8 protein-coding genes are annotated in these 12,968 nt (G+C 60.1%); 2 read left to right on the forward strand and 6 right to left on the reverse strand.

Annotated elements, in window-relative coordinates; genetic code table 11:
• Nucleotides 1–92: 92 nt before the first annotated feature.
• The 4 genes from JFT58_RS23100 to JFT58_RS23115 all read right to left on the reverse strand — a co-directional run bounded on the left by JFT58_RS23100 (nt 93) and on the right by JFT58_RS23115 (nt 6,548).
• Entirely contained in the window at nt 93–1,037 is a 945-nt protein-coding gene (locus JFT58_RS23100) for a WD40/YVTN/BNR-like repeat-containing protein (RefSeq protein WP_054896434.1), read from the reverse strand.
• A 10-nt stretch (nt 1,038–1,047) separates the two neighbouring features.
• Nucleotides 1,048–3,369, reverse strand: a complete 2,322-nt coding sequence (locus JFT58_RS23105) for an efflux RND transporter permease subunit (protein ID WP_233095440.1) — start codon at nt 3,367–3,369, stop codon at nt 1,048–1,050.
• 89 nt (nt 3,370–3,458) lie between these two features.
• Nucleotides 3,459–5,102, reverse strand: coding sequence for a DUF1302 domain-containing protein (locus JFT58_RS23110; protein WP_332875135.1), 1,644 nt, complete (start codon nt 5,100–5,102; stop codon nt 3,459–3,461).
• 21 nt (nt 5,103–5,123) lie between these two features.
• Nucleotides 5,124–6,548 carry a DUF1329 domain-containing protein gene (locus JFT58_RS23115; RefSeq protein WP_054896431.1) on the reverse strand — a complete coding sequence of 475 codons (1,425 nt, stop codon included), beginning with the start codon at nt 6,546–6,548 and terminating at the stop codon, nt 5,124–5,126.
• 403 nt (nt 6,549–6,951) lie between these two features.
• On the opposite strand from JFT58_RS23115, the gene JFT58_RS23120 reads away from it, so the two are divergent.
• Both JFT58_RS23120 and JFT58_RS23125 read left to right on the forward strand, forming a co-directional pair.
• A complete protein-coding gene (locus tag JFT58_RS23120) occupies nt 6,952–7,533 on the forward strand; it encodes a TetR/AcrR family transcriptional regulator (RefSeq protein WP_169918920.1) in 582 nt (193 codons plus the stop codon).
• A 205-nt stretch (nt 7,534–7,738) separates the two neighbouring features.
• Complete coding sequence (locus tag JFT58_RS23125) at nt 7,739–8,305, forward strand: TetR/AcrR family transcriptional regulator (RefSeq protein WP_044273809.1); 567 nt, start codon at nt 7,739–7,741, stop codon at nt 8,303–8,305.
• 98 nt (nt 8,306–8,403) lie between these two features.
• Here the strand turns inward: JFT58_RS23125 and JFT58_RS23130 are convergent, their stop codons facing one another.
• Together JFT58_RS23130 and JFT58_RS23135 are read right to left on the reverse strand one after the other, a co-directional pair.
• Entirely contained in the window at nt 8,404–9,813 is a 1,410-nt protein-coding gene (locus JFT58_RS23130; RefSeq protein ID WP_054896429.1) for an efflux transporter outer membrane subunit, read from the reverse strand.
• A gap of 3 nt (nt 9,814–9,816) precedes the next feature.
• Complete coding sequence (locus JFT58_RS23135) at nt 9,817–12,948, reverse strand: efflux RND transporter permease subunit (RefSeq protein WP_054918955.1); 3,132 nt, start codon at nt 12,946–12,948, stop codon at nt 9,817–9,819.
• Nucleotides 12,949–12,968: the final 20 nt, after the last annotated feature.

Here is a 12,968-nt window from a genome sequence, read left to right on the forward strand (position 1 = left end):
TTCGGCCGGAAATCAGCAGTTCGTTTGAGAAAAAATCGCGCCGACGTGTCGGGAAACGAGCATGGCGTTCGACTCCCGACATACCGCCGGTATCAGTGCCGAGAAACGACGCCTCTACGGGAAAAGACGATCGGCGAGCCATCCCCGTTCAGCAGTGTCGCCGTGAGCGAAACCCCGTCGCCGCTGGGTTGTTCATGGAAACTTTGGCCACCGTCGTCGCTGCGCACGATCAAACCGTCCAGACCTACGGCGATGACTGTTTGCCCGGAAACATCGATGGCGGTGACCGAGCTCTTGCTTTGCAGCGACACGCGCTGCCAACGTGCGCCGTCGGCGGAGCCGTGCAGCAACGTGCCGCGTTGCCCGCCCACCAGCAGCGAGCCGTCGCCCAGCACCGCCCCCGTCCACAGCGTGCCGCTGTAACCGGTATCCACATAGCGCCAGTGCTTGCCCTGATCGTCTGAGCGCAATAACTGGCCGCGTTCGGCGGTGGCGTACAAGCACCCTTCCCCATCGGCAAACAGCCCCATTAGGTTTAGGTCGGCCCGCTTCGAACCCGGCGGAGCTTCGAGTCGCTGCTCGGTCCAGTGCTTGCCGCCGTCATCGGTGGTCAGCACCAGCGACCACAGCCCCACCGCCACCCCTTGCTGCGGATTGAAAAAGTGCACGGCAAACAGTGGCCGATCTTCTGCACTGGAAAGGCGCTGCACCTGCCAGGTATCGCCGCCGTCAGTAGTGGCCAGAATCGCCCCCCAGTGACCAACGGCCCAACCCTGACGGGCATCGACGAAGGACACCCCCGTCAGAGGGGTGGCCAACGGCACGGATGTCGCTTGACGGAAATGCCCACCGTGATCATCCGACAACAGCACCACGCCGTGATCGCCGACGGCAACGGTTCGCTCCCCGGCCCGGGCAACGCTCAACAGCTTCGCGGCATTGGCGCTGGCCGTTTGTGTAGCCGGTACAGCCGACAAGGACGAAGCCTGCAATAACGCCGGCAACATCAGAACCAGTAAAGGCATCAGGTTTCGCATGGCTGTCTCCTCAATGCACCAGTGAGCCGATCAGGCGCACTGGGCGCCGTCGCGGGAATGTCCGCTCCAGCCATACTGCGAAGGCTGGGAGAACGGTCATAGCCATGATCATGTTGACCAGAAACATGAAGGCCAACAGCTTGCCCATGTCTGCCTGAAACTTCAGATCGGAAAACGCCCAGGTGGCGACGCCCGCCGCCAGGGTGATCGCAGTAAAAATCGTGGCGACGCCGACCTCCAGCAATGCATGCTCCACGGCTTTGGTGATCGGTTGCCCGAGCGCCTGATGCAGCTGCAAACGGTTATAGATGTAGAACGCGTAATCCACGCCGATGCCGACCGCCAGCACCATGACCGGTAAGGTGGCGATGGTCAGGCCGATCTGCAGCTCCTTCATGAACCAGTAGCCGATGAAGGTCCCCAGAGTCAGCGGCAGGCAGCAGACCAGCACTGCGCGCCAATCGCGGTAGACGACAAACACCAGCAGCGCGATAGCGCCGTAGACGTAAAGCATCATCGGCAACTCGCTGCGTTCCACTTCTTCGTTGATCGCCGCGATCACGCCGGCGTTACCGGACGCCAGACGTACACTCACCCCGGGCTGAGTGAACTGGCTGCGGAAAGCCTTGGCCGCGGTGATCACCCGGTGAATTGTGGTTGCCTTGTGATCGGCGAGAAACAAATGCACCGCGGTCATACTGCAATCAGGCCGCATCATGCCGGGCACGCGAGCCACCTCGGCGGCCATCGACGAGTAGTTGGTCGGGTCGATGGGCACCGCGTTCATTTTCGGGTTGCCCTCGTTATAGCCCTCGTTGAACTGGCGCAGGCTGTTGGAAAACGAGGTCACCGAGACCACACCAGGCACACCTTGCATGGCCCAGACAAAACGGTCCTGATATTGGCCGAGAGCGACGTTCTCGCAGTCGTTCGCACCGCCATCGACCTTGACCTCGAAGACCACACTGAGCCAGTCCAGACCAATGTCGTAATTGCTGGCGATCGACAGCGCATCCCGATTGAAGCGCGCATCCTCGCGCAGTTCCGGGGCTCCGGCCTGTAAAGAACCGACGACTCGATCATGGCTTTGCCACGCCGCCGTGACAAAGATCAGCACGGCCATACCCAGCACCCAGCGCACGTTGTGCCATTCGCTCAAACGGGCGAGACCGTGTAACCAACGGACACGGCGCTGGCGAGAAACTTCCTCGGCTGCGGCGTAACCGTCATGCACCCTGAGCATCGAGGCCAGCACGGGCAGCATCACCAGATTGGTGACGATCTTGAACGCCACCCCGAGTGAAGCGGTGATTGCCAGTTCCCGCACCATGGGTATCGGGATCAACAGCAACGTCACGAACGATACGAATGCGGTGACCAACGCCAGTGTGCCGGGAATCAGCAACCCACTGAAACTGGCACGCGCCGCGCCCTCCACCGACTTGCCGCAGGCGATCTCGCGAATGATGAAGTTGATCTGCTGCACGCCATGGGATACCCCTATGGCAAACACCAGAAACGGTACCAGCACCGCCAACGGATCGAGGCCATAGCCGAGCAGACGCAAAGCGCCGAACTGCCAGATCAGCGAAACCAGCGAGCAACCCACCGCCAGCAAGGTGAAACGCAGCGAATGGCAGTACCAGAACACCGCAGCCGCTGTCAGCAACAAGGCCAGCAGACAGAACTCGAAAACCGCCGAAGCGCCCACGGCAATGTCCCCGATCTGCTTGGCGAAGCCGATGATCTGGATCTCGAAATCCATGTCCTCGAACTGACCGCGAATCTGCTGCTCCAGGACCTGGTTGTAAGCCAAATAGTCCAGGCGCTGGCCGTTAGTATCGAACTCGTTGAGGTCGACCGTGATCATCGCGCTGCTTTGGTCGCGAGCCACCAGCGTTCCGATAAAACCACCCTGCGCCGTCGAGTTGGCGATCATGGCTATGCTCGTATCATCGAGACTTTCCGGCGTTACCGTCCCTGGTACCAGCGGGTCGGCACGAAAGCCCTCTTCGGTGATTTCATTGACGAACGCGTTGGGCGTCCACAACGAACGCACGCTGCTGCGCGACACGTTGGGCAGAAAGATCAGCGCCTGGGTGACGTCATACAGACGGTTGAGCCCTGCCTGGCTCCAGATCGTCCCTTGGCGAGCCTTGACCACCACCGTCAACCGATTCGCGCCGAGCAAGTCATTGCGATAGGTCTCAAAGGTCTCGATGTATTCATGGCCGATGGGCAACTGCTTTTCAAACCCGGCTTCCATGCGCAACTGCACGGCAAACCAAGCCATGCCCAAGGTGAACAGCGCCAGGCTCGCCAACGTCAGCATGCGATGCGAGAACAGCCATTGTTCGATGCGCGGTAACACGCCGCGCGAAGTGCTTTGCTTAAGGTTCAGGGAACTGTTCACGGCGCGCCTCACAGGGTTCGGGAAACCACAAGGCCAACGTAATCGCGATCACGCAGCAGTTGATCGTAAGGGGTCTTGCCGCCCATGAACTTTGCGTAGTTGGCCGAGATTTGCCAGCTCGCCGGATTGCGCACGAAGTTGAGGTAGAGGTTCATGCTGCTGGCGTCTTCGGTGAAGGTGGCCGACAGGTTCGGGGTGCGTCCGTTGATCGAGCGCGAGTAGAACACTCCCGGCGTGACCTGCCAGCCAGGAACGAGCGTGTTGTCATAGGTCAGGCTCAAATCGAGGCTGATGCCAGAGGAGGTTTTGTTACCCTTGGCGCTCGGCGCGATGGCCGGGTCCAGTTGCCAGGTATTAAGGCCGGCGGCGATGGGTTCCCCGGCGTAGTCGTTATGCAGACCGGGGTATTTCACGACCACCAGTTCGCTCAACAAGGTACCGGTGCTGGCACCGGTGAATTCGAGCAAGGTCGGCGAGTTGGACGGCGTCATGCTGTAGATGCCGGTCAGGTGCCATTGCGGTTTCTTTGCGTCTTTCCAGCATTTGCCACCGTTGGCGGCGCAAGCGTCGATGACCGGGTTGAGCGGTACCGCATCCTTGGGACGATAGGACAACTCGGTGCCCAGTGCCCAGTCGCCGACCGGCATATTGGCGCTGATGCCGTACATCATGCGGTCTTCCGGATATTCCCAGGTCGGCGCCGCGGCGAAGGTTTGCGGATCCACCTGCACGCTCAGTGACGGCAGTTTGTCGTGATAACGCATCACGTACAGACCCAGGTTGAGATCGGTGTTGTCAGGCTGCCAGCGCAGTGACACGCCCCATTGGCCGCTGTTGCGCGCCTCTTTTTCATCGTACCCGTAGGTACCCCTGCCCTCACCCAGCGCGTGGGTGGTGGACCAATAGCTCCCTACCGGGGGCAATTCACTTTTGTTCCAATTGAACTGCCAATACGCCTCGATATTCACCCCGGCACCAAGCCCCGACGCCAGGCTCAACATCGGGGCCGGCAGCAAGGCTTCCTTGAGCTGGGTACCGGGACGCGACAATGCCATGACATCGTAAGCGTTGGTGTTGTTGATGCCGCCAGCAGCGAACAGACTCTCGCCCCAGTTGATCACCTGATTACCCAGGCGAGCGCGAACACGTTGGTCACCGACATCGAAACTCTTGCTCACCCACAGATCCAGCAGACGCGCCTTGAACTCCAGATCGTCTCGGGCGCCACTGGTGAGGCCGTCGCTACCGACACCTTCAGGCCGGTTAGCCGATAGCGCACCGCTGGTGTCGGTCGCGGCAAAGTCCCGAATCCAGCTACCGCGCGCCATGAACGTGTAGTCTTCGGGAAACTTCAGCACCAGTTCATGGATGCCTTTTATGTAGTTGGTGAACAGGTCGCCCCGGTCGTAGTTCAAGTCGCCCTGGTCACCAACACCTGCGCTGGGCGCCAGACAGCCGCTGGGTGGATTGTGCCCGCCGGGGCCGCTAGTGATAAGGTTGCAGCCGCGCGATTCGGTGCGCAGTCCCATGCCCACGGCGATGGTGGAGTCGAAAGAGCCGCGAATGTTTTCGGTTTCAAAGGTGAACGCCATGGCAAATGGGGTTGCACACGCGATGACAAGACCTGAGGTTCTACTGATTATTTTTTTCATGTCTGTTCCCGAAAGCCGCTATCAGCGTTCGCTGTTGGCGCGCAGGTTGTCGGAGGTGTAGAAGTCGCGTTTCAGGCGCGGATTGCTCGCCCCGTCGGTCAGCCAGCGATGGTCGTTCTTGCCGGTGCCAATGGAGGTCATGTCGTACAGGTAGCGACCGTCAACCAGGTTGTATTGCGCCTGGGCTTCCATGTCGCAGGTGCCGGTCTCGTACACCGGGATCGTGTAACCCTCGCGGACCTTCCAGATTTGCCCCTGCTTGTCGTAGTCCACCGCCATCAGCGCGTTCCAGCTGTCTTCGTCGATGTAGAACAGACGCTTCGGTGCCTGATGGCGCATGCCTTGGCGGACGGTCGCTTCGACCACCCACACGCGGTGCAGCTCATAGCGACGCGATTCGGGAGCGATGAAGTCGCGCTTGGCCACCTCCTCGATCTTCGCCGAGTTGTCGTAGGCCCCGAACGAGTTGTAGGGCACAAGCATTTCCTGCTTGCCCAGCAGCTTCCAGTCGAAGCGGTCCATGGGGCCGAAGAACACGTTGGATTCATCGATGGTGTATTGATTGTCCAGGCCGATTTGCGGTGCGTCGTAGGAATACGCCGGCATGCGCCGCACGCGGCGCTGGCCCGGGAAGTAATAGAACGTGGTGGCTTGCTCGCCGGCCTTGGTGGTGACCACCCCGGCTTGTCCGGCAAGCGCGGCGGGGTCGGTGTAGCTGAAGTAGGTGGCGACTTCCAGGCGATCGAATGACGAGAACAGCGCGCTGCCCTTCACGCCCCATGGTGTGTACATGAACCAGTCGGTGGAGGTGCGCAGCCAGTCTTCACTGCCCTTGCGTGGCGAAATTCCGGAAACGGTTTTCGACATATCGAAGCCAACGCCGCGATAGCGCATTTTCATGTTCCACATCACTTCGGCACCCGAGGCTGGAAATGGAAACGGAATGCCTGGAACATAGGCTTCCTGCAACGCCAGGCCGTCGCCGTCGAGCTTGGCGAAACCGACGTTCTTCTTCGTGTTCTGCGCGACGAAATCCGGCACGCCACAGCTGCGTCGTGTCGGGTACACGTCCATCCGGTAGCCGGGAATCTTCTTGAACATTTCTACCTGGCCCGGTGAAAGCTTGCTGGCGTATTTATCGACGTTGCCCGAGTCGATGCTGAACAGCGGCTTGTCATCCTTGAACGTCCATTGCTTGCCGCGCACTTGGCCATGGGTCCAACTGCCACCTTGAGGACCGGGTGCTGTCCACGCGGGAATCACCCCGTCGGCACTGGCCGCCGCCTCGCCTCCCAGCGGAGTCAGTTTGGTGCCGAGTAATGCTGGATCCTTATCTGCTGCCTGTGCCGTACAGAAAAACGCCGAGGCAGCGACGGCCGCGACCAGATGCCGGATTACGACGCCAATAGAAAAATTGTTATGGGGGCGCTCAATCACTGTGTTCATGGGAGGGATCCTCGTGGGCCTTGATCAGCAACGGGGTGGTCTTTACGGTGGCAACCCGTTGCCTGCGCTAACCTAATCAACTGACTTGATCAAATGACCAAGTCGAGTAATCTAAGCAAGCCCGGTGCCAAGATCCACAGAGCGGGAATTAGTCGTTTCTTATCAATCGATTGCGCGATCGCGGGGTACACAGCGCGATAAAACTGCCGGAGGATGTTTCCGTTTGTTTCGCCGAAACGCACCGATTCGGGAAATAACGAAACAGTTGTTACTATTATTGGTGCAGCCGTTTCATGTCCCCTTTCCATTCATGACGCCTGGTGATTTGTTGCTGTAGGATCCGCAAGCGTCGACATCGCCCTTGTCGTTATAGGGCGCCAGGAATAAAGGAGATTGCTGAACCATGGCCAGAATGGGCGCTGAATTACGCCGGCAGGATTTCGTCGAGGCAACGATCAGAGTGATCGCCGAGCATGGCGTAGCCAATGCCACGACCCGCCGTATTGCGGCGCAAGCCGGCTGTCCGTTAGCTTCGTTGCATTACGTGTTCCATACCAAGAACGACCTGTTTTATGCGGTCTACGAATCGCTGTTCAGCCTGCCACCGCAAGCGCTGGAACAGGTACCGGCCGGGGCCACTGCTGCGGCGACGGCAGCCGAAGTTCTGCGGCAATTGATCACTTGGTTCATCGATCATCCGGATGCGGCCAGGGCGCAGACCGAGTTGTTCTTCTGGGCAATGCGCAATGACCCGCAAATGGCCAGCAAGATTTACTCGGTGGCCATTGAAGCCACCGAGCAGGCGCTGCAGCGAGCCATGGGAACTGAGTTGAGCGAAGCGTTTTTAAAGGCGTCCAGCCGCTTGCTGATTCAACTGGTAGACGGGCTGACCATTGCCTGGTCGGCCCACGGTGATCTGGATCGATTGCGAGCCGAAACCGAGACTGCTTGCACTGCGCTGGCCTTGTTGGTGGCCAGTCACTGAGTCGATCCTTGCCCAGGCGCCGCATGGGGATCAGATCGCGCAGGCTTCTTACAATTCATGACATTCGAACGGTGCGCAACGCCGATCCCGTGATGAACAAAACTGTCTCAGATGAAGTCATTTGCTCTATTTCGGTGGTTTTCGTTGCAGTAATGAGCTTTTCCTGCACAATTCGGCGGATTGAAATTCGATTCGAGACCGACTGATGACCCTGACTCCTCAAGACGAACGACTTATCAAGGCGCTGGCCTTGGCCATCGTGGATCGCCCTCGGGCGACACTCAAGGAACTGGCTGAAGCGGCTGGCGTCAGCAAGGCTACGCTGCATCGTTTTTGCGGCACCCGTGACAACCTGGTGCAGATGATGGAAAGCCACGGTGAGACGGTGCTGAACCAGATCACCACCACCACCGACCTGTTGCACGGCGAGCCGGTACAGGCGTTGCGCAGTTTGATCAACGAGCATCTCGCGCATCGGGAAATGCTGGTTTTCCTGCTCTTTCAGTACCGCCCCGACACGTTTGCGGTCAATGGTGAGGGCGACCGCTGGCAGACTTATGCTGACGCTCTGGATGCTTTTTTTCTGCGTGGCCAGCAACTGGGCGCGTTTCGCATCGATGTCACCGCCGCGGTTTTCACGGAGCTGTTCCTGACCATGATTTTCGGCATGGTTGATGCCGAGCGCCGTGGGCGCGCGGCCAGTGCCAACTCGGCCAATGTGCTGGAACAGATGTTCCTGCATGGCGCGGCCGGCGCAGCGAGTGCGTTGTAAGCCTTACTCGGTTTTCCTGGAAAAAAAAGCCCCGAGACCTTTCGGTCTGCGGGGCAAAGGCGGTTGGATGCGCCAACCAAAGGAGCTCTTGTCAGGCGTTATCTAACGGTTGTCGGCGTGGACCAACCTCCGCCCAGCGAACGGAACAGATCGACCAGAGCAATCTGGCGTTGCGTGCTGACCTCGATAAACGTTGTTTCATTGACGAAACTGGTGCGCTGCGCATCGAGATAACGCAGGTGGCTGTCGATACCGCCTTCATATCGGGCCTTGGCCAGACTCAGGGTTTCAGTGCTGGTATTGGCCAGTGCGCGGCGCGCGGCCTCCTCCCGGCGCAAGGTGTCGGTGGCAGCCAATGCATCTGCGACCTCGCGGAACGCCGTCTGAATCGTGCCTTCGTAGGCCGCCACAGCTGAATCCTTGCGGGCTTCGGCCAGACTCAGCCCGGCACTGTTGCGACCAGCATCGAACAACGGCAGCGAAAGGTTCGGTACGAAACTCCAGGAGCGCGAACCGCCGTCGAACAGACCGGACATCTGCGCGCTGGAAGTACCAAAGCTGCCGGTCAGGCTGATACGCGGAAAGAACGCCGCCCGTGCCGCGCCGATATCGGCATTGCGCGCTTGCAGTCGATGCTCGGCCGCAAGAATGTCCGGCCGGCGCTCGATCAGCGTCGATGTGGTGTCCGCAGCGATGTCTTGCACCAGCATCGGCTGCGTCGTCAGCCGCTCGGGAATCACCTTGCCCGCGTCCTTTGTGCCCAGCAGCAAAACCAGCGCGTTGAACGCCTGCTGCTTCTCGCGCAGATTGCGTTCCTGTTCGGCCCGCGCCTGTTCCACCAGCCCCAGAGCTTCCTGATAATCCAGCGCTGTCGCCGTGCCGCTGGAGCGGCGCTGACTGATCAGCGCGAACGAGTATTCGCGGCTGCTCAGGGTTTGTTGGGTCAACTCCAGCCGACGCTGGGCGCCGTCGTGAACCAGATAGGCCTGGCTGACTTCAGCGATCAGCGCGATCTGCGCGGCGCGGGCTGCTTCTTCGGTGGCCAGGTATTCCTGCAGCGCAGAGTCACTGAGGCTCTTTACCCGGCCAAACAGATCCAGCTCGTATTCGGGCAGCGACAGACCGACCTGATACTGGCTGGCCACCCCTGCCCGGCCGTCACTGGCCAGGTCCGACGGCAAGCGCTGGCGGTTGCCGGACGCGCTTGCATTCAGTCCCGGAACCCGATCGGCCCGCTGAATGCGGTACTGCGCCCGGGCCTGCTCGATGTCCAAAAGGGTCTGGCGCAACGAGCGATTGTTATCCAGCGCAACACCCACCAGACGGCGCAGGTCGGGATCGACGATGAACGACTGCCACGCCAACTGGTTGATCGGAGCGCCCTGTTTCAACGACTCGCCCGCCCAGTTGTCCGCAATCGGTGCGACGGGCCGCTCATAGGTCGGCGCCAACGAGCAACCGGCCAACAACATGGCGATCACCAGCGTAGAAAATCCTGAAATACGCATGTGTCACTCCTGAGCCAAAGCGGGTTGTTCAATGGGAGCCGGTTTACTGCGCAACATCGATAGCACCCACACAAAACAGATCGGTACAAACAACACACCCAGCAGTGTCGCGCTGAGCATGCCGCCGATCACCCCGGTACCGATTGCCCGCTGACTTGCAGCCCCTGCCCCGGTCGCCAGTGCTAGCGGCACCACGCCGAGAATGAAGGCCATGGAGGTCATCACGATTGGCCGGAAGCGCAGCCGTGCGGCCTCGATCGCGGCGTCACGCAGGCTGTAACCTTTTTCCCAGAGTTCCTTGGCGAACTCGACGATCAGAATCGCGTTCTTCGCCGCCAGACCGATGATGGTGATCAAACCGACCTTGAAGTACACGTCGTTAGGCATGCCGGCGACCATCACCGCGAGTACCGCACCGATGGCGCCGATCGGCACAATCAGCATCACGGTCAACGGAATCGCCCAGCTCTCGTACAGCGCCACCAGCAGCAGGAACACCACCAGAATGGCCAGCGCAAACAGTTGCGTGGCCTGACCACTGGAGACCTTCTCCTGGTAGGACAAACCGGTCCACTCGTAGCTGAAACCGGCCGGCAACTGCGCGGCGATACGCTCCATTTCTGCCATGGCTTCACCGGTGCTGTAGCCCGGCCCGGCATCACCGACGATGCGCACCGACGGATAACCGTTGTAGCGCACTACCTGCACCGGACCTTCCTCCCAATGCGTGGTGACGAAAGCGCTGAGCGGCACCAGATCGCCCGCGCTGTTGTGTACGTACAGTTTGAGCACGCTTTCCGGAGTCATCCGGTCGCCCTGCTCGGCCTGCACCACCACGCGCTGCTGGCGGCCGGCATTGGTGAAGTCGTTGATCACCTCCGAACCGAAAGCGGCAGACAACGCACTGCTGATCGATTCAAAACTCACCCCCAGGGTGCGCGCCTTGTCACGGTCGATCACTACGCGCAATTGCGGCGACTCCGCCAGACCTTCCATCATCGCATAGAGAATTTTCGGGTTGCCGTTGGCCTGACCAAGCACCTGATCACGAGCAGCGAGCAACGCTTCCCGACCCAGGCCGGCACGATCCTGCAGGCGTAGGGCGAAACCACCGGAGTTGCCCAGACCGTCAATCGGCGGCGGTGGCACGGCCATCACCGCACCGTCGTTGGCCACGGCAAATTGCTCGTTCAGCGCATTGACTTCTGCCATGGCCGATTGATCTTCGCCACGCTCCGACCAGTCCTTGAACACCGGGAATGCCAGCGCTGCGTTATCGCCCATCCCGGAGAAGCTGAAGCCGGACACCAGGAACGTCGACTGAACCGCGTCACGGGTAGCCAGGTAACGCTCCAGTTGTTCGCCAGTCGATTCGGTACGGGTACGGGTCGCGCCCGGCGGCAGCTGGACGTCGACGATCATGTAGCCCTGGTCCTCCACCGGCACAAACGATTCCGGCAGGCGCAGGTAGAAGTAACCGAGCATGGCGATAATGCCCAGGTACACCAACATCATCCGGCCGGAACGCGCCACCAGCCCGTTGTTCAGGACTGAATAGCGATCGGTGAGCTTGGCAAAGCCACGGTTGAAGGCGCCGAAGAAGCCGCGCTTTTCATGGTGCCCTTGTGGAATCGGCTTGAGCAGCGTGGCGCATAGCGCCGGGGTGAACGTCAGCGCGAGGAACCCGGAGAACAGAATCGACACCGCCAGCGATACCGAGAATTGCTGGTAGATCACACCGACCGAGCCGGACATGAATGCCAGCGGCATGAACACCGCCGAAAGCACCAGGGTGATACCGATGATCGCGCCCGATACCTGCCCCATCGCTTTCACCGTGGCGTCGACCGGCGACAAGCCCTCCTCGGCCATGATCCGTTCGACGTTCTCCACCACGACAATGGCGTCGTCCACCAGAATGCCGATGGCGAGCACCATGCCGAACATGGTCATCATGTTCACCGAGAAGCCCAGCACGTACATCATCAGCAGCGTGCCCAGCAGACACACCGGTACCACGATCGACGGAATCAAGGTGTAGCGGATGTTCTGGAGGAACAGGAACATCACTAGGAATACCAGGACCATCGCTTCGATCAGGGTATGAATAACCTTCTCGATCGCGACATCAACGAAACGCGAGGTGTCGTAAGGAACGGAATATTCCACGTCATCCGGGAAGTAGGCCGACAGTTCGGCCAGGCGCTGCTTGACCGCAGTTGCGGTCTGGATCGCGTTGGCGCCCGGCGATAACTGGATCGCCGCTGCCACGGCGGGTCTGCCATTCAGGCGCGAGTTGAAGTTGTAACTTTCCTGACCGATTTCCACGCGGGCGACGTCGCCCAGTTTAACCGTCGAACCGTCCTCGTTGGCACGCAGGACAATACGAGAGAATTCTTCCGGATTATCCAGCGTACCTTTCACCGCCAGGGTGGCGGTCAGTTCCTGCTGGCTGCTGGTCGGCGTACTGCCGAAGCTGCCAGCCGGCACTTGCACGTTCTGGCCACGGATGGCCGCGCTGACGTCGTCGATGGATAGCCCGTAGCCCACCAGTTTCTGCGGGTCGAGCCAGACGCGCATCGCCGCTTCAGAGGAGAAGAACTGCAGCTTGCCGACGCCCGGAACCCGGCGTAGCTCGTTGTTGATATTGCGCGCGGCGTAGTCGCCCAATGCGGTGGTGTCACTGTGCTGGGTGCCTTCCTTATAGTTCAGCGCATAGATCAGCAGGAAACCGGCACTGGTTTGCTCCACCTCCAGACCTTGGGTCAGCACGGCTTGCGGCATCCGCGCTTCGGCTTTTTTCAAGCGGTTTTGCACATCAACCTGAGCGAGCTGCGGATCTGTGCCCGGCTGGAACGTCACTGCAATTTCGGCGATACCGTTGGAGTTGTTGGTCGACTCGAAATACAGCAGGTTCTTCGCACCGTTGAGCGACTCTTCGATCACGCTGGTGACCGAGTCCACCAGCACCTTCGCGGAGGCGCCGGGATAGGTCGCCGTCACCTTGATCTGCGGCGGCGCGACGTTGGGGTACTGCGCTACCGGCAGCATCGGAATGACCAGCAGACCGGCCAGAGAAATGAACAGCGCTACCACCCAGGCGAAGTTCGGGCGTTTGATAAAAAACAGAGACATCGGAATATCCTCGCGGCGAC

The organism is Pseudomonas sp. MF6767, assembly GCF_016405475.1.
In the GTDB taxonomy this organism is placed as follows: Bacteria; Pseudomonadota; Gammaproteobacteria; order Pseudomonadales; family Pseudomonadaceae; genus Aquipseudomonas; species Aquipseudomonas paracarnis.

What these genes read in the sequence shown, in the direction of transcription:
- JFT58_RS23100 (WP_054896434.1), bottom strand. Translation starts at nt 1,037, where the DNA reads ATGCGAAACCTGATGCCTTTACTGGTTCTGATGTTGCCGGCGTTATTG.
- JFT58_RS23105 (WP_233095440.1), bottom strand. Translation starts at nt 3,369, where the DNA reads ATGCTGACGTTGGCGAGCCTGGCGCTGTTCACCTTGGGCATGGCTTGG.
- JFT58_RS23110 (WP_332875135.1), bottom strand. Translation starts at nt 5,102, where the DNA reads ATGAAAAAAATAATCAGTAGAACCTCAGGTCTTGTCATCGCGTGTGCA.
- JFT58_RS23115 (WP_054896431.1), bottom strand. Translation starts at nt 6,548, where the DNA reads ATGAACACAGTGATTGAGCGCCCCCATAACAATTTTTCTATTGGCGTC.
- JFT58_RS23120 (WP_169918920.1), top strand. Translation starts at nt 6,952, where the DNA reads ATGGCCAGAATGGGCGCTGAATTACGCCGGCAGGATTTCGTCGAGGCA.
- JFT58_RS23125 (WP_044273809.1), top strand. Translation starts at nt 7,739, where the DNA reads ATGACCCTGACTCCTCAAGACGAACGACTTATCAAGGCGCTGGCCTTG.
- JFT58_RS23130 (WP_054896429.1), bottom strand. Translation starts at nt 9,813, where the DNA reads ATGCGTATTTCAGGATTTTCTACGCTGGTGATCGCCATGTTGTTGGCC.
- JFT58_RS23135 (WP_054918955.1), bottom strand. Translation starts at nt 12,948, where the DNA reads ATGTCTCTGTTTTTTATCAAACGCCCGAACTTCGCCTGGGTGGTAGCG.